14 protein-coding genes are annotated in these 16,335 nt (G+C 70.3%); 1 reads left to right on the forward strand and 13 read right to left on the reverse strand.

Features of this window, described 5'->3' with window-relative positions:
• The first annotated feature begins 3 nt into the window (after positions 1-3).
• Entirely contained in the window at positions 4-807 is an 804-nt protein-coding gene (locus I596_RS14325) for an FHA domain-containing protein (RefSeq protein ID WP_067649342.1), read from the forward strand.
• Positions 808-841: 34 nt separating this feature from the next.
• Here I596_RS14325 and nadC read toward each other — a convergent pair whose 3' ends face one another.
• The 13 genes from nadC to mltB form a co-directional block, all read right to left on the reverse strand.
• Positions 842-1,699 (reverse strand): carboxylating nicotinate-nucleotide diphosphorylase, encoded by an 858-nt coding sequence (nadC, locus tag I596_RS14330; RefSeq protein WP_067649345.1) that lies wholly within the window; start codon positions 1,697-1,699, stop codon positions 842-844.
• A 13-nt stretch (positions 1,700-1,712) separates the two neighbouring features.
• Positions 1,713-3,764: an alpha/beta hydrolase family protein gene (locus I596_RS14335; protein WP_067649349.1), complete on the reverse strand. Its 2,052-nt coding sequence runs from the start codon at positions 3,762-3,764 to the stop codon at positions 1,713-1,715.
• A 105-nt stretch (positions 3,765-3,869) separates the two neighbouring features.
• A complete protein-coding gene (locus tag I596_RS14340) occupies positions 3,870-5,804 on the reverse strand; it encodes an OPT family oligopeptide transporter (RefSeq protein ID WP_067649352.1) in 1,935 nt (644 codons plus the stop codon).
• Between the two features lie 98 nt (positions 5,805-5,902).
• Positions 5,903-6,724 carry a pseudouridine synthase gene (locus tag I596_RS14345; protein ID WP_425478810.1) on the reverse strand — a complete coding sequence of 274 codons (822 nt, stop codon included), beginning with the start codon at positions 6,722-6,724 and terminating at the stop codon, positions 5,903-5,905.
• A complete protein-coding gene (gene lpxK / locus I596_RS14350; RefSeq protein ID WP_067649358.1) occupies positions 6,661-7,644 on the reverse strand; it encodes a tetraacyldisaccharide 4'-kinase in 984 nt (327 codons plus the stop codon). The genes I596_RS14345 and lpxK overlap by 64 nt, the downstream gene beginning before the upstream one ends.
• A gap of 16 nt (positions 7,645-7,660) precedes the next feature.
• Positions 7,661-8,719 carry a dTDP-glucose 4,6-dehydratase gene (gene rfbB, locus I596_RS14355; protein WP_067649361.1) on the reverse strand — a complete coding sequence of 353 codons (1,059 nt, stop codon included), beginning with the start codon at positions 8,717-8,719 and terminating at the stop codon, positions 7,661-7,663.
• 120 nt (positions 8,720-8,839) lie between these two features.
• Positions 8,840-11,071 (reverse strand): carboxy terminal-processing peptidase, encoded by a 2,232-nt coding sequence (locus I596_RS14360; protein WP_067649364.1) that lies wholly within the window; start codon positions 11,069-11,071, stop codon positions 8,840-8,842.
• A gap of 48 nt (positions 11,072-11,119) precedes the next feature.
• Entirely contained in the window at positions 11,120-12,100 is a 981-nt protein-coding gene (lipA, locus tag I596_RS14365; protein WP_067649367.1) for a lipoyl synthase, read from the reverse strand.
• Positions 12,097-12,792 (reverse strand): lipoyl(octanoyl) transferase LipB, encoded by a 696-nt coding sequence (lipB, locus tag I596_RS14370; protein WP_067649370.1) that lies wholly within the window; start codon positions 12,790-12,792, stop codon positions 12,097-12,099. Before lipB ends, lipA begins: the two co-directional genes overlap by 4 nt.
• Positions 12,780-13,070, reverse strand: coding sequence for a DUF493 family protein (locus I596_RS14375; RefSeq protein WP_067649373.1), 291 nt, complete (start codon positions 13,068-13,070; stop codon positions 12,780-12,782). Before I596_RS14375 ends, lipB begins: the two co-directional genes overlap by 13 nt.
• A 2-nt stretch (positions 13,071-13,072) precedes the next feature.
• Positions 13,073-14,380 carry a D-alanyl-D-alanine carboxypeptidase family protein gene (locus I596_RS14380; RefSeq protein WP_067649376.1) on the reverse strand — a complete coding sequence of 436 codons (1,308 nt, stop codon included), beginning with the start codon at positions 14,378-14,380 and terminating at the stop codon, positions 13,073-13,075.
• A 69-nt stretch (positions 14,381-14,449) separates the two neighbouring features.
• Positions 14,450-15,367: a septal ring lytic transglycosylase RlpA family protein gene (locus tag I596_RS14385; protein ID WP_067649379.1), complete on the reverse strand. Its 918-nt coding sequence runs from the start codon at positions 15,365-15,367 to the stop codon at positions 14,450-14,452.
• Positions 15,367-16,296 carry a lytic murein transglycosylase B gene (mltB, locus tag I596_RS14390; RefSeq protein WP_067649382.1) on the reverse strand — a complete coding sequence of 310 codons (930 nt, stop codon included), beginning with the start codon at positions 16,294-16,296 and terminating at the stop codon, positions 15,367-15,369. The genes I596_RS14385 and mltB overlap by 1 nt, the downstream gene beginning before the upstream one ends.
• Positions 16,297-16,335 lie beyond the last annotated feature (39 nt).

Genomic DNA, 16,335 nt, shown 5'->3' on the forward strand with positions numbered 1-16,335 from the left:
CCGATGAAGCTGATCTTTCCGAACGGGGAACACGCCTCGGTCGACCTGGCCGAGGGCCGCTGGACGATCGGGTCGGCTGCCGACTGCGCGATCGTGGTCGCCCTGCCCGGCGTGGCCGCGCGGCATGCACAGTTCCAGATCAAGAACGGCATCGCCAGCGTGCAACCGCTGGCACCGGACGCGCCGGTCGCCGTGAACGGGCGCCCGGTGGCCGCGGAGACGCCGCTCAAGCCGGGCGACCTCATCACGGTCGCGACGGTCGGCTGCCGGCTCGCCGCGGTCGAGCGCGCCGGCGCGGTGGCACCGGCCGCCGCCCGGCCCGCGGTGGACGAAAGCGGCAGCACGCGCCTGCGCATCGCACTGCCGCGCTTCGTGCTGCGCGGCGTCTCGGGGCCGACCTTCGGCAAGGCCTTCCCGATCCACGGCACGATGACGATCGGCCGCCAGGCCGATTGCGACATCACCGTCGCGACCGAGGAGGTCTCGCGCCACCACGCCCGCGTGCAGGCCACCGTCGAAGGCCTGCTGGTGGAGGATCTCGGCTCCGCCAATGGCACCTACATCGGCGGCAAGCGCGTGCAGAGCGGCCTGCTCAAGACCGGCGAGGAACTGCGCCTGGATACCGTGCGCTTCCTGCTGCTGACGCCGGGCGCCGAGCTCCAGCACGGCACCGGCGGCGCGACCGCCGGCGAAACGCCGGCGGCCGGCGCAAGCCCGGCGCGGACCGGCCTGCTGATCGGCGTGGCGATCGCCGGCATCGCCCTGGTGGCCGCCGCGTTGTGGTTCGGCGGCGTGATCCCGCACTGAGGGACGGCCGCCGCGTATGCGGCCGGCGAACGCGTCAGCCTGCCGCGCCGACCTCGATCCGCATCGACAGGTCGACCGCGCGGACGTGCTTGGTCAGTGCGCCGACCGAGATGAAGTCCACGCCGGTCTGCGCGATCGCCCGCACACGGTCGAGGCTGATGCCGCCGGAGACTTCGAGCAATGCGCGGCCGTCCACCTCGGCGACGGCCTGCGCCAGTTCGTGCAGCTCGAACTCGTCGAGCATGATGCGATCGGCGCCGGCGGCCAGGGCCTCGCGCAGCTCGGCGAAGTTCTCGGTCTCGACCTCGACCGGGATGCCCGGGTGCAGGCTGCGCGCGCGTGCCACCGCCGCGGTGATCGAGCCGGCCGCGGCGATGTGGTTCTCCTTGACCAGGACCATGTCGTAGAGACCGAGCCGGTGGTTGGCGGCACCGCCCACGCGCACGGCGTACTTTTGCGCCTGGCGCAGGCCCGGCAGCGTCTTGCGCGTGTCCAGGATCGTCGTGCGCGTGCCGCGCACCGCCTCGACGTAGCCGGCCGCCGCCGTGGCGGTCGCCGACAGCGTCTGCAGGAAGTTGAGCGCGGCACGCTCGGCGGTCACCAGCGCCCGCGCCGGACCGGTCAACCGGCACAGGACCGAGCCGGCCGTGACGGCCTGGCCTTCGGCACAGGCCCAGTCGACGACCACGCCGGCATCGAGCGCCTGGAAGCACTGCTCGAACCAGGCCTGGCCGCAGAGCACCGCCGCCTCGCGCGTGATGACGCGCGCGCGCGCATGGGCGACAGCCGGCAGCAGGTCGGCAGTGACGTCGCCGCTGCCGATGTCTTCGGCCAGCGCACGCCGCACGTCTTCGGCAATCGTCTCGGCAGGCGGCAAAGCGGCGGCGTTCATCGGGTCGGGCTCGTCAGGGTTGGGCGGTCCAGCGCTTGAGCCAGGCGTTGACCGTCTCGTGCCAGGTCACGCTGTTCTGCGGCTTGAGCACCCAGTGGTTCTCGTCGGGGAAGTACAGCAACCGGCTCGGGATGCCGCGCCGCTGCAACGCGGTGAAGGTCGACAGCCCCTGGTCGATCGGCACGCGGTAGTCCTTCTCGCCCTGCACGACCAGCATCGGCACGCGCCACTGGGCGACGTGGTTGACCGGATTGAAACGCTCGTAGTTCTCCGGCTCGGCGAACGGCGCGCCGCCGTTCTCCCAGTCGGTGAACCACAGCTCCTCGGTCACGTAGCCCATCGAACGGGTATCGAACACGCCGTCGTGGTTGACCAGGCACTTCCACGGCTCGTTCCAGTTGCCGGCGATCCAGTTGATCATGTAGCCGCCGTACGAGGCGCCGAGCGCGCAAGCACGGTCGGCGTCGAGGAAGTCGTAGCGCGCCAGCGCGGCCTGCCAGCCGCGCTTGAGATCTTCCAGCGGCTTGCCGCCCCAGTCGCCGGAGATCGAGTCGGTGAAGGCCTGACCGTAGCCGGTCGACCCGTGGAAGTTGATCGTGACCACGGCGAACCCCTGCCCGGCATAGGTCTGCGGGTTCCAGCGGTAGCTCCAGCCGTCGTTCATCGCGCCCTGCGGACCGCCGTGGATGATGAAGGCGACCGGGTAGCTGCGGCCGGGCTGGAAGTCCACCGGCTTGACGACGTAGCCCTGCACGGTTTCCTCGTTCCAGCCCTTGAACGTGAAGAACTCGGCATCGCCGACCTTCAGCCCGGCCAGGCGCTCGGCGTTGAAGCGCGTGATCTGGCGCAGCTTGCCGCCCTTCAGGCCGGCGACGAACAGGTCGCTCGGCCGCTTCAGCGTCTGCCGGGCCACCAGCAGCTGCCGGGCGCCGACATCGAAGCCGGCCACGGTTCCACCGTCGACGAGCTTGCTGACCTTGCCGCTGGCGACGTCGACGGCGAACAGCGGGTGCTGGCCCCAGTCGTCCGCGGCGGTGTAGAGCGTACGCCCGTCGAACGATTCCTTCAGCGCCGACGCCGAGCGGTCCCAGGCCGGCGCGATCTCGCGGACCTGGCCGCTCGCCAGGTCCAGCGCGCGGATATCGAAGCGGTCGGCCTCGAAGCCCGGGCGCTTCATCGCGAGGTAGTACAGCGTCTTGCCGTCGCGCGAGGGCAGCGGATAGGCATCCCAGGCCGGGTTGGCGGCGGTCAGGTTCTTCGGTGCCGACGTGCCCTCGACGGCAACGGCGTAGAGGTCGAAGTTGGTCGAGGAGGCCTCGGCGCTGCCGGCGGCGTTGCGCGCGCCGAAGTAGACCGTGCTCCCGTCCGGCGCGAACGCGTACTCGCTGTCGTCGCCGAACGGCTTGGACGGGATGTCGTTGTCGATACCGCGTGACAGGCGGCGCGGCTCACCGGCGAGCAGGCCGTCGGCACCGACGTCGGCGACGAACAGCTGCGAGCGGCGGCCGTCGGACCAGGTGTCCCAGTGGCGCACGAACAGCGCGTCGTAGACGCGGCCGCTGGCCTTGCTCTTCTCGGTCTTGTCCAGCCGCTCGCGCGTGCAGGCCAGGTCCTGGCAATCGACGAAGACCTCCAGCGTCAGCGCCACGCGCTTGCCGTCCGGCGCCAGCTTGTAGCTGCCGACGTCGAGCGGCAGCCGGCTGACCTGGATCGCCTCGCCGCCCGCGGCCGGCACGCGCCAGAGCTGGTTGACGCCGTCCTTCGGCGCGAGGAAATAGACCGATGCGCCGTCCGCCGACCAGCGCGGCGCCGTCGCGTTGAGCGCCTTGTCGGTGAGCCGTACCGGCGCGCCGCGGCCATCGGTGGCGACCGTCCAGATGCCGTTGGCGCCCCGGTTGGCCTCGTAGTCGGTCTCGCGCAGGTGCACCGCCGCCCGGCGGCCGTCGGGCGAGAGCACCTGGTCGCTGACGCGGTCGAGGGTGGCGAGGTCACGGACGTCGAACGGCCGCGGCGCGGCCGACGCCGAGGCGGCGGCCAGGACCAGCAGTGCGCAGGAGAACTTCATCGGGCTGCTCGGCAATACCAAGGGGACAGGCATGGTACGGGCTCGACCGGGAGAGGCCAACCGCCGGTGGTCATCTCCCCGGCGGCGGCCCGATGCGCGATCCGGTCAGGCCGGGTCGCGCCGGATCGCGTAGCGATAGAGCAGCCAGGCGATGAACGCGAGCAGGGCCAGGCCCAGCCAGCCGCCGAAGTGCAGCGACGCCGGCAGCGCCAGCACGTCCTTGTTCTCGGTCACGACGATCGGGATCGCGATGAAGATGCCCATCAGTGCCTCGCCGGTGATCAGGCCGGCGGCGAACAGCATGCCCTTGCGGTGGATGCGGCCGTGCTCCTCCTCGTTCTTGGCGCCGCCGAGCCTGCGCTCGACGATGTGCGACAGCAGGCCGCCGAGGAAGATCGGCACCATCAGCTCGATCGGCAGGTAGATGCCGATCGCGCAGGCCAGCACCGGGATGCGGAACTTCTTGCCGGTGGCCTTGAGCCAGGAATCCACGGCGATGATGACCGCGCCGATCGCGGCACCGACGCCGATCGTGTTCCACGGCAGCTGGCCGCCGAAGATGCCCTTGGCGACCGACGCCATCAGGTTGGCCTGCGGCGCCGGCAGCGGGCGCGGGAACGCTTCGGAGCCGGGCGCGCCGGCGACACCGTAGGCGGTCATCAGGAGGTTGAGGATCGGCGCCATGATCAGTGCCGAGGACACCGCGCCGATCGCCAGCATGACCTGCTGCTTCCACGGCGTCGCCCCGACGATGTGGCCGGCCTTGAGGTCCTGCAGGTTGTCGCCGCCGATGCAGGCCGCGCAGCACACCACCGCACCGATCATGATCGCGGCCACCGCGCCGATCGACGATTCGCGCCCCAGCAGGACCACCAGCACGATCGCCGCGAACAGGATCGTCGAGATCGTGATGCCCGACACCGGGTTGTTCGACGAGCCGACCAGGCCGGCCATGTAGGCCGAGACCGAGACGAACAGGAAGCCGGCGACGATCATGATGATCGTCATCGGCACGCTGGCGCTCCACTGGCCGACGATGTTCTGGTACAGCGCGAGCAGCGGCAGCGTGAACACGACCAGGCCGATCGCGATCAGCTTCATCGGGATGTCCCGCTCGGTCTCGGCGACGATGCCGTCGGCGCCGGCACGCGTCGCCGCGAAGCCGCTGCGAATGCCCGAGAACAGCGACTTGCGCAGCGAGATCAGGGTCCAGATGCCGCCGATCAGCATGGCGCCGACGCCGAGGTAGCGGATCTGCGCCGACCAGATCGCGCCGGCCGCCTCGGCGGCGCTGGCACCGGCGAGGCGGGCCGCGAGCGCCGGATCGCTGTCGAGGAAGAACGCGCTGTAGATCGGAATCGCGACGTTCCAGCCGATGATGCCGCCGAGCAGGACGACGATGCCGATGTTGAGGCCGACGATGTAGCCGACGCCGAGCAGGGCCGGCGACAGGTTGGTGCCGACATAGGCGATGCCCTTGCCGACCCAGGCCGCCGAAGCGGCCGCGTCCGGAAACAGGCGCAGGCCGCTTTCGGCACCGAGCTTGGCCAGGCCGCCGAGCGTGGCCGCGACGCCGAGCGTACGGATGCCCTGCCCCGGGTTCTCGCCGGTCTTGAGCACCTCGGCCGCCGCCTTGCCCTCGGGGAAGGCCAGCCCCTGGTCGACGATCAGCGAACGGCGCAACGGCACCGAGAAGATCACGCCGAGCAGGCCGCCGAGGCCGGCGATCGCCAGCACCCAGGAGTACTTGAACGCATCCCAGTAGCCGAGGATCACGAGCGCGGGAATCGTGAAGATCACACCGGAAGCGATCGACGAGCCGGCCGATGCACCGGTCTGCACGATGTTGTTCTCGAGGATGCCGCCGCCGCCGAGCAGGCGCAGCACGCCCATCGACACCACGGCCGCCGGAATCGCCGAGGCGATGGTCATGCCGGCGAACAGGCCCAGATAGGTGTTGGCGGCCGCCAGAATGACGGCCAGCACGATCGAAAGGATGACCGCGCGAACGGTCAATTGCGGTGCTGCAGCAGTGCTCATCGAGACTCCCCGCTCACTTGGAGGGCGAACACTACCGCAGAAGGCACGCCGTGCGTAGGCACACGGACCGGCCGGTCGCCGGGAACGCGCCCGGACACTCAGCGGCCCGGACGCAGCGCGGCAACCTCCGCGTCGCTCAGGTGGCGCCAGCCGCCCTTGGGCAGCTCGCCCAGCTGCACCGGCCCGATCGCGATCCGCACCAGGCGCAGCACGCCGACCTCGAACGCCGCGAGCAGGCGCCGGATCTGCCGGTTGCGGCCCTCGTCGAGCACGATCTCGAGCCACGCATTGCGACGGCCGCTGCGAAGCAGCGTCGCGGCCTTGACGGCGAGCCGTTCGCCGTCCACGTCGGTCCCGTCCGTCAGCGCCGCCAGCAGGGCACCGTCCGGTACCCGGTCGACCTGCACGTGATAGGTCTTGTCCAGATGCGAGGACGGCGCCGTGACCGCGGCCGCCCAGGCGGTGTCGTTGGTGAACAGCAGCAAGCCCTCGCTGGCACGGTCGAGCCGGCCCACCGGCCCGATCCACGGCAGGTCCGCGCCGTCGAAGACGGTGTAGACGGTCGGCCGGCCCTGCTCGTCGGCGGCACTGGTCACCAGGCCGCGCGGCTTGTTGAGCGCGACATAGACCGCCGGCGCGGCGGCCGCCACCGCGGCACCGTCGATGGCCAGGCGGTCGGCCTGCGCATCGGTGGGCCATTCCGGATCGCGCACGAGGGTGCCGTTGACGCTGACGCGGCCGGCGACGATCAATGCGGCGGCCTGGCTGCGCGAACAGATGCCGCGCTTGGACAGCACGCGCGCCAGGCCGTGGCGCGGCTGGCGCGAGGCACCCTGCCGCTCGCGGCCGGCGCGCCTCAACGGCGTGCGGCTTCCGCCACGGCGGCCGCCACGGCCGCCTCGAAGGCCGGCGGCAGGCAGGCGTCGACCGGCACGCGCCAGCAGCGGCCGGAGGCGAAGACCTCGCACTTGATCGCGTCCTTCTCGGTCATCAGCACCGGCCGCTCGTCGCCGAACGCGAGATCCTCCGGCCGATAGGCGTGATGGTCCGCGAACGCATGGGCGAGGACCTCGATGCCGCGCGCGCGCAACGCACCGAAGAAGCGCTCGGGATGGCCGATGCCGGCGATCGCGTGCACCGGCGTGCCGGCGAAGTCCGCGAGCGGGCGCGAGGCGCCGTCGACCAGGTTCACCGCCTGCTCGCCCTGCAGCGCCATCGGTGTTTCGCCGGCCTCGGGCTGCCCGCCATTGCAGACCCGCAGCGGCAGGGTCGCCAGCCGTGCCAGCGGCTCGCGCAGCGGCCCGGCCGGCAGAAGACGGCCGTTGCCGAAACGGCGGTCGCCGTCGATCACGCAGATCTCGACGTCGCGCGCCAGCGACGGGTTCTGCAGCCCGTCGTCGGCGATCACCACGTCGACGCCTTCGGCCAGCAGCCGCCGGGCGGCCGCCACGCGATCGCGGCCGATGGCCACCGGCACGCCGGCGCGCCGGCGGATCAGGGCCGGTTCGTCGCCGACCAGCGCAGGATCGGGGTGCGCGTCGAGCAGCATCGGCACACGCGCCCGGCCGCCGTAGCCACGGCTGACGACGCCCGGCCGCCAGCCGCGCCGGCGCAGCGCCGATGCCAGGGCGATGACCAGCGGCGTCTTGCCGCTGCCGCCGACGGTGAGGTTGCCGACCACGATCACCGGGACTCCCAGCGCCTGCGCCCGGCGCCAGCCGAGCCGGTACGGCAGCTGGTGTGCGCCGCGCAGCGCGCGGTAGACCGGGGTCAGCGCCGACAGCCACCACGGCACGGCCGCACCGCCGTACCAGATGCGCTGGAGCCGGTCGGCGTCCATCCGCGGCGGTCCGCGATCAGGCCACGCCGCCGAGGCGTTCCATCCGGTAGCTGCCGTCGAGCACGCGCCCGACCCAGTCCTGGTGCTCCAGATACCAGTCCACGGTCCGCGCGATGCCGGTCTCGAAGCTCTCGGCCGGCCGCCAGCCCAGCTCGCGGCGGATCTTGGAGGCGTCGATCGCGTAACGGCGGTCATGTCCCGGCCGGTCGGCGACGTGGCGGATCAGGGCCCGGCGCGGACGGCCGTCGGCCAGCGGGCGGCGCGCATCGAGCAGCGCGCAGATCGCCCCGACGACCTCCAGGTTCTCGCGCTCGGCGTCGCCGCCGATGTTGTAGACCTCGCCGGTGCGGCCGATCTCCAGCACGCGCTGGATCGCATGGCAATGGTCGACCACGTACAGCCAGTCGCGGACATTGCGGCCGTCGCCGTAGACCGGCAGGTCCTCGCCGTCGAGCGCCTTCTGGATCATCAGCGGGATGAGCTTTTCCGGGAACTGGTACGGCCCGTAGTTGTTCGAGCAGTTCGTCGTCAGCGTCGGCAGGCCGTAGGTGTGATGGAACGCCCGCACCAGGTGGTCCGAGGCGGCCTTCGAGGCCGAATACGGCGAGTTGGGCTGGTACGGCGAGGCCTCGGTGAAACGGCCGAGCGGGCCCAGCGACCCGTAGACCTCGTCGGTGGAAACGTGCAGGAAGCGGAAGGCGTCCTGGCGGTCGATCGGCAGCGCGCGCCAGTACGCCAGCGCGCATTCGAGCAGGGCCAGCGTGCCGACGACATTGGTCTGCACGAAGGCGGCCGGGCCGTCGATCGACCGGTCCACGTGCGATTCGGCGGCGAAATTGACGATGGCGGATGGCTGATGCTCGGCCAGCAGGGCCTGCACGCGCTCGCGGTCACCGATGTCGCCGTGCACGAAGACGTGGCCGGCATGACGCTCGAGGTCGGCCAGCGTGTCGGGATTGCCGGCATAGGTCAGCGCATCGAGGTTGACGATGCGGTAGCCGCCGCCCGCCAGCACCGCGTGCACGAAGTTTCCGCCGATGAAGCCGGCACCGCCGGTGACGAGCAGGGTTTTCATGGATCGCAAGCAGCCGGAAGCGGGAACGGGACCGCGATGGTAGCAAGCCGGCGCCGCGCCGGCCGCAGGATCCCGGGCCGGGACCGCGCGAAGCGGCCACCGGTCCCGGCGAGGCAAGGCTCAGTTGACGCGGAACGTCGCGCTGTAGGGCAGCACGCGGGAGGCGAGCTTGGTGTCGGCACGCACCAGGGCGATCTCGTCGGCCAGGATGTGGGCCGCCTCGATCAGGATGAAATCCGGCTTGTCCTTGCGCGCCTGCTCGCGGCGGACGTCCTCGCGGATGCTGCGCTCGTCGGCCTGGAGGCCGTCGTCCTGCAGCGCGACGGCACCCTCGGCACCCTCGACGGCGGTGTCGGCATCGGCGCCGCGCTTGGCCTGGAGGTCGGACTTTTCCTTGCGGTCCTTGCTGTCCTCGGCTGCGGCGACCTTGTCGGTCTCGGCCTGGCGCGCCTTGCGCTTGGCTTCCTGCTCGTCACGCTCCTTGCGGCGCACCGCTTCGTTGAGCGAGACGGTCTTTTCCTCGCGCAGCTTGCGCGCATCGGCCAGGTCTTCGCGGAAATTCTTCCAGTCCCGGCTCTGCGCCGTGCGCTGCTCGTGACGCGTGATCAGCTGCGGCACGATCGCCGAAAGATCGGCCAGCGGCTGGTAGCGCGCGGCGGGAATCGAGGTCCACGGCAGTGCGTTGTTGTAGCTGGACTCGCCGAATTCCTCGGCGCCGATCGTGATCGGGAAGCTGATGTCCGGCGACACGCCGCGCAGCTGGGTCGAGCCGCCGTTGATGCGGAAGAACTGCGCGATCGTCATCTTCAGCTCGCCCAGCGAGGTCGACTCGCTCTGCGCGACGTCGTCCAGGTCGACCAGGTTCTGCACGGTGCCCTTGCCGAACGTCGGCTCGCCGATGATGATGCCGCGGCCGTAGTCCTGGATCGCCGCGGCGAAGATCTCCGACGCGGACGCCGAGACGCGGTTGACGACCACCGCCAGCGGACCGTCCCAGGCCATCGTGCGCGAGGTCGAGTTCTCCACGTCCACGCGGCCGGCCGCATTGCGCACCTGGACCACCGGGCCGCGCTCGATGAAGAGGCCCGTCAGGTCGGTGGCCTCGGACAGCGAGCCGCCGCCGTTGTTGCGAAGATCGACCACGACGCCGTCGACGCGCTCCTGCTTGAGCTCGCCGAGCAGCCGCTCGACGTCGCGCGTCGCGCTCTTGTAGTCGCGGTCGCCGCGCCGGCGCGCCTCGAAGTCCTGGTAGAACGTCGGCAGCGAGATCACGCCGATCCGGCGCGTCGCCTCGCCGTCCTTGACCTCGATGACCGACTTCTTGGCCGCCTGCGCCTCGGTCGTGACCTTCTTGCGCACCAGCTCGATCGTGAAGGATTTTCCGTCCTGGCCGGCATCGGCCGGCAGGACCTCCAGCCGCACCACGGTGTCCCGCGGCCCGCGGATCTTGTCGACCACGTCGTCCAGGCGCCAGCCGATCACGTCCTGCAGCGCCGAGTTGGCGCCCTGGCCCACGCCGAGGATGCGGTCGCCGACCTGGATCTTGCCCGAGATCGCGGCCGGGCCGCCGGGCACGATCTCGCGGATCGCGGTGTACTCGTTGTCGCGCTGCAGGACCGCGCCGATGCCCTCGACCGAGAGCTTCATCGCGATGTCGAAGTTCTCGCTCGCGCGCGGGCCGAGGTAGTTGGTATGCGGTTCGATCGCCGTCGCGTAGGCGTTCATGAACGTCTGGAAGACGTCCTCGCTGTTGATCTGGTGGACCCGGTCCAGGTAGTTGGCGTAGCGCTTGTCGAGCGTCTCGCGGATCTCCTTGTCGGACTTGCCGGTCAGCTTCAGGCGCAGCCAGTCGTTCTTGATCCGCTGCCGCCACTGGTCCTCGATCTCGGCGTCGTCCTTGGGCCACGGCGCCTTGGCGCGGTCGAAGCGATAGCTCTCCTGGGCGGAGAAATCGAAGCCCTTGGCGAGCAGCGAGCGGGCGTAGGCGACGCGCTCGCCGACCCGTTGCAGGTAGATGTTGTAGATCGCGAACGGCGCGGCGAGGTCCTTGTTGTAGATCGCTTCGTCGAGCTTGTCGCGCGAGGCGCCGAACCGGTTGATGTCCGCTTCGGTGAAGAACAGCTTCTCGCCGTCCAGCGACTCGAGGTAGTTGTCGAAGATCTTCTCCGACATCGCCTTGTCGAGCGGCACCGGCGTGTAGTGGAAGCGCGTCAGGAAGCGCGCCGACCAGACGGCCGCTTCGGCCTGGGTCGGCGTCGGCTTGAGGACGGGCGAGCCTGCATCGGCGGCCGGCTTCGCTTGCGCGACGGCGATCAGCGAGACCAGGGCCAGGGCGATGAGGATACGACGCATGGTGTTCTCCGGAAGAGCGGGCCTGGCGGACGTGCGGCGATTGTCCTGTCAGGCCACCTGAACGAAACCTGCCGCATGCGCCATCTGGTCCGCATGGTAGGACGACCTGACCAGCGGACCGGAAGCCACATGCTGGAAACCGAGTCGGTAGCCGACCTCCTCGATCGCCTTGAACTCATCCGGCGTCCAGTAGCGGAGCACCGGGTGATGGTGCGCGGTCGGCTGCAGGTACTGGCCGACCGTCACCATGTCGACATCGTGCGCACGCAGATCGTTCAACGCGCCGACCACCTGCTCCATCGTCTCGCCGAGGCCGAGCATGATCCCGGACTTGGTCGGCACGTCCGGATGCTGCGCCTTGAACCGGCGCAACAGGTCGAGCGACCAGTCGTAGTCGGCGCCGGGACGCACCTCGCGGTAGAGCTCGCGGACGGTTTCGATGTTGTGGTTGAAGACGTCCGGCGGATCGGCGGCCAGCAGCTCCAGCGCGCGCTCCATGCGGCCGCGGCCGCGGAAGTCGGGGGTGAGGATCTCGATGCGGATGCCCGGGCTCTCGAACCGCACCGCGCGGATGCAGGCGGCGAAATGCGCCGCGCCGCCGTCGCGCAGGTCGTCGCGGTCGACCGAGGTGATGACGACGTAGCGCAGGCGCATGTCGCGGATCGTCTCGGCCAGGTGGATCGGCTCCATCGGATCGGGCGCCTTGGGCCGGCCGTGGGCGACGTCGCAGAACGAGCAGCGCCGCGTGCAGACCTCGCCGAGGACCATGAACGTGGCCGTGCCCTTGCCGAAGCATTCGTGGATGTTCGGGCAGGACGCCTCCTCGCACACCGTCACCAGACGGTTGGCGCGAAGCTGCGACTTGAGCTTGGCGACGGCGTTGCCGGGCGGGATGCGTACGCGGATCCAGGACGGCTTGCGCAGCACCGGTGCATCGGCGAAGCCGGCGCGGTTGCGCGCGATCTTGTCCTCGCCGAGCTGCTTCTCGCCGACCACGGTCAGGGGAATCGTTTTGGTTGTCGCGCTCATGCCGATGCGGCGACTGGCTCGCCGGTGCTCGCAGGTTGAAAGAGGTCCGCAGCGGCCGTGACCGGCGCGTATCCGAACTGCCGGGCCAGCTCCGCCACGAGGACATCCTCGACGGCGGCCAGCGAACCCGGGCCGCCCAAGTCTAGCATCTGGGTCACCGCCAGCCCCTGGTAGCCGCACGGGTTGATGCGCCGGAACGGCTCCAGGTCCATGGCCACGTTGAAGGCCAGGCCATGGAAGGTGCAGCCCCGCCGCACCCGCAGCCCCAGCGCGGCCACCTTCGCGTCGGCCACGTAGACGCCGGGCGCGCCCGGCCGGCGCTCGGCACCGATGTTCCAGTGGCCGAGGGTGTCGATGATCGCCTGCTCGAGCCGGCAGACCAGGTCGCGGACGCCGATGCCGAGCCGGCGCAGGTCGATCAGCGGATAGCCGACGATCTGGCCGGGACCGTGGTAGGTCACCTGCCCGCCCCGCTCCACGCGCACCACCGGGATGTCGCCCGGTGCCAGCACGTGCTCGTCCTTGCCGGCCTGGCCGAGGGTGAACACCGGCTCGTGCTCGAGCAGCCACAGCTCGTCGGACGTGCCTTCGTCGCGCGCATCGGTGAACTGCCGCATCGCCTGCAGCACCGGCTCGTAGGGCTGGCGGCCGAGGCGCCGGACCCGCAGCGGCCGTGGCGTCACAGCGTCCAACGGATGTCCGGGTCGGCGCGCAGCGCCGCGTGCACCTGTTCGTAGGCCTCGCGCGAGGGGCAGTTGAAGCTGATCGCGACCGAGAGGTAGTGCCCTTCCCGCGAAGGACGCACACGCCGGCTGCCGTCGACGACCGACAGCCCCAGGCCCGCGATGATCTCGGGCACGCGCGATTCCATGCCGTGGCCGGCGCTACCGATCGCGCTGACCTCGAACACGCCGGGGAACTGGAAGCCCTGGTCAGGGCTGGTGGGCTGGATGTCGTCGAGATTCTTCATCGTCATGCATCGGGAGCGGCCGACACCTTGCCGCCGTCGTCCCCCTTGAACCAGAGCCATACGCCGTCGTAGAGACGCTTGAAGAACCCGCCTTCCGGCGCGTCCTCGAGCGTGACCAGCGGGCGCTCCAGCAAGGTCTTGCCGTCGAGCTCGATTTTCAAGGTGCCCACGGCCTGTCCCTTCGGCAGTGGCGCGATCACCCGCGAAGGCAGTTCGAGGCTGGCCTTGAGCTGGTCGTAGCGCCCGCGCGGCATCGTCACCAGCACGTCCTCGGCGACCCCCAGCGGCAGCGTGGCCGTGGTGCCCTTCCACAGCTCCGGCTGGGCCAGCGGCTTGCCGGCCTCGTAGAGCTTGTGCGCCTCGTAGAAGCGGAAACCGTAGTTGAGCAGCGCCTGGTTGTCGTCGGCCCGGCGCTTCTCGCTGGACGAGCCCATCACCACCGCGATCAACCGCTGGTCGCCGCGCTTGGCCGACGTCACCAGGCAGAAGCCCGCGGAACTGGTGTGCCCGGTCTTGATGCCGTCCACGGTGGCGTCGCGCCAGAGCAGCGAATTGCGGTTGTGCTGCTTGATGCCGTTCCACTCGTAGTCCTTGATCGCGTAGATCGCGTAGTCCTCGGGGAAGTCGCGGATCAGCGCGCGCGAAAGCAGCGCCACGTCGCGCGCCGTCGTGTAGTGGTCCGGATGCGGCAGGCCGCTGGCATCGACGTAGTGCGTCCCGGCCAGGCCCAGCTTCGCCGCGTAGCGGTTCATCAGGTCGGCGAACACCGGTTCGGAGCCGGCCGTGTGCTCGGCCAGCGCGATGGCGGCATCGTTGCCGGACTGGATGATCATGCCGTGCAGCAGCGCATCGAGCGGCACCTGGCTGTTGAGCACCAGGAAGCTGGTGGACCCGTCCGTCCCCGCGCCGCCGGACCGCCAGGCGTTCTCCGAGATCTGCACCTGGTCATCCCGCTTGATCTTGCCCAGCGCCAGCTCGGCCGAGACGACGTAGGACGTCATCACCTTGGTGATCGACGCCGGCTCCACGCGCAGGTCGCCGTTCGACTCGGCCAGCACCTGGCCGGTCGCGTAGTCCATCAGCACCCAGCTGGTGCCTTCGATCGCCGGCGGTGGCGGGGTCGGCATGTTGGCCGGCGCAGCGGCCGGCGCTGCCGGCTGCGGCCGCGGCGCGGGCGTCGGCGTGGCCGGCGTCGGCGTCGACGTGGCCGGCGTCTGCGCGCCGGCAGTCGCGGCGCACAGCACCGCCGTCAACAGCAGGGGCAGCCGGCCCGGAGTCAGGAAGGCGGAACGAAGCTCGATGCGTTTCATCTGTGGCGAAGATCTCGAGAGAAGCGAAGGAAAGAGGGAAGGAACCGCGACATCGGCGGTACCGGGGCGTCAGCGGTCATCGATCGTCACCCGTGGCGAACCCAGCCCCAGCGACCGGATGCGCGGTGTCAGCGCGTCGGCCTCGGCGACATCGGCCACCGGCCCGACGCGCACGCGATGGACCGACCGACCGCCGGACGCCACCGTTTCGATCCGGACCGGCCCGATGCCGGCCTGCTGGACCTCGCGGCGGACGCGTTCGGCATTGGCCGGCTCGGCATAGGCGCCGATCTGCAGGTACATGCGGCCGGAGGCCCCCGGCTGCGGACGTTCCGCGACGGGCAGGTCCTCCGGGTGCTCCGGATCGATCGCGCGGACCTCGACCAGGCCGGTCCCCTTGGGCCAGATGCCGATCCGGACCGCGGCGGCATAGGACAGGTCGACCAGGCGGTTCTCGTGGAACGGACCGCGGTCGTTGACGCGCACGACGACGCTCTTGCCGTTCTCCAGGTTGGTCACGCGCGCGTAGCTCGGCAGCGGCAGCGACTTGTGCGCGGCGGTGAACTGGTACATGTCGTAGGGCTCGAAGCTCGATGTCATGTAGCCGTGGAATTTCTGCCCGTACCAGGAGGAGATGCCCCGATCGACATAACCCTTGGCGGTCGGCAGCACGGTGTAGGTGCGGCCGAGCACCGTATACGGCGTCTTGTTGCCATAGCGTGAACGGGGCTCGGCGCGCGGCACCGGCTCGGCCAGCGAGGCGATGTCGGGCGCCGGCAGCGTCGGCTCGCCGTCACGCTCGTGACGATAGCGCGATGACTGGGGCCGGCTGGTCTCGTGCGCCTGGCCGCGGCTGCCTTTTTCCTGTCCGGACGCGGGCGACGACGCCACCGGCCGGTCGGGACGCTTCTTGCCGCCGGCGCAGGCGGTCAGGCCGAGAATGACGGCAACCAGCGCGAACGTCCGCGCCGATTTCCGCAATGGCATCACGGGCGGTCGCCCGCCGCGCCTCGCGCGATCGCCTGCGACAGCTGCCACACCGCCATCGAATAGAGCGGACTGCGGTTGTAGCGGGAAATCACGTAGAAATTGCGGAAGATGATCCAGTCCTCGGTCTCGGGACCTTCCAGCGTCAGCAGGGTCGCGGCGCGCTCGGCGTCGACCGGAGCGGTCGGCGCATAGCCCCAGGCCTCGAGCTGCTGCACGCTCAGCAACGGCTCGAGCGTGGTCCGCTCGACCGGCCGGGCTGTGGCGTCGCGCACGGCGCGCACCGTCACCGGCGCATCGCGCTCCCAGCCGTGCTCGACGAAATAGTTCGCGATGCTGGCCACGATGTCCGGGTAGGAATTCCACAGGTCGATGCGGCCGTCGCCGTCGTAGTCGCGCGCCCAGGTCGCGATGCTGGTCGGCATGAACTGGCCCAGCCCCATCGCCCCGGCATAGGAACCCTTGAGCTGGTCGATCGGATAGGCGAGGCGGTCGTTGCCGAGCAGGAACAGCTGGCGCAGCTCGCCGCGGAAGTACGGCGAGCGCGGGGGATAGTGGAACGCCAGCGTGTAGAGCGCGTCGAGCACGCGGTAGCGGCCGATGTTGCGACCGTAGTTGGTCTCCACGCCGATGATCGCGACGATGATCTCGGCCGGCACCCCGAACTCACCGGCGATGCGGTCGATCAGCTCGCGATGCTGTCCGTAGAACACCACGCCGTCGTCGATCCGGCGGTCGCTGATGAAGATCGGCCGGTAGTCCTTCCACGCCTTGGACTCGGCCGGCCGGGCGATGGCGTCGAGGATCGACTGCTGCACGCTGGCTTCCTCCAGCGTGGCCAGCACCTCGGACTCGACCAGCCCGTCGTTCTTCGCCAACTCGGCGGCGAACGCCAGCACCTGCGGGTCGGAAACCTCGGGCAGGGCCATCGCCGGGAACAGGGCAAAAGCCAAAGCACATGAAGTACG

Origin of the sequence: Dokdonella koreensis DS-123, from assembly GCF_001632775.1 — a bacterium.
Taxonomy (GTDB): Bacteria; Pseudomonadota; Gammaproteobacteria; order Xanthomonadales; family Rhodanobacteraceae; genus Dokdonella; species Dokdonella koreensis.

What these genes read in the sequence shown, in the direction of transcription:
- mltB (WP_067649382.1), bottom strand. Translation starts at nt 16,296, where the DNA reads ATGGCCCTGCCCGAGGTTTCCGACCCGCAGGTGCTGGCGTTCGCCGCC.
- rfbB (WP_067649361.1), bottom strand. Translation starts at nt 8,719, where the DNA reads ATGAAAACCCTGCTCGTCACCGGCGGTGCCGGCTTCATCGGCGGAAAC.
- I596_RS14335 (WP_067649349.1), bottom strand. Translation starts at nt 3,764, where the DNA reads ATGAAGTTCTCCTGCGCACTGCTGGTCCTGGCCGCCGCCTCGGCGTCG.
- I596_RS14375 (WP_067649373.1), bottom strand. Translation starts at nt 13,070, where the DNA reads ATGAAGAATCTCGACGACATCCAGCCCACCAGCCCTGACCAGGGCTTC.
- lipA (WP_067649367.1), bottom strand. Translation starts at nt 12,100, where the DNA reads ATGAGCGCGACAACCAAAACGATTCCCCTGACCGTGGTCGGCGAGAAG.
- I596_RS14340 (WP_067649352.1), bottom strand. Translation starts at nt 5,804, where the DNA reads ATGAGCACTGCTGCAGCACCGCAATTGACCGTTCGCGCGGTCATCCTT.
- I596_RS14385 (WP_067649379.1), bottom strand. Translation starts at nt 15,367, where the DNA reads ATGCCATTGCGGAAATCGGCGCGGACGTTCGCGCTGGTTGCCGTCATT.
- I596_RS14325 (WP_067649342.1), top strand. Translation starts at nt 4, where the DNA reads ATGAAGCTGATCTTTCCGAACGGGGAACACGCCTCGGTCGACCTGGCC.
- I596_RS14380 (WP_067649376.1), bottom strand. Translation starts at nt 14,380, where the DNA reads ATGAAACGCATCGAGCTTCGTTCCGCCTTCCTGACTCCGGGCCGGCTG.
- I596_RS14360 (WP_067649364.1), bottom strand. Translation starts at nt 11,071, where the DNA reads ATGCGTCGTATCCTCATCGCCCTGGCCCTGGTCTCGCTGATCGCCGTC.
- lpxK (WP_067649358.1), bottom strand. Translation starts at nt 7,644, where the DNA reads ATGGACGCCGACCGGCTCCAGCGCATCTGGTACGGCGGTGCGGCCGTG.
- nadC (WP_067649345.1), bottom strand. Translation starts at nt 1,699, where the DNA reads ATGAACGCCGCCGCTTTGCCGCCTGCCGAGACGATTGCCGAAGACGTG.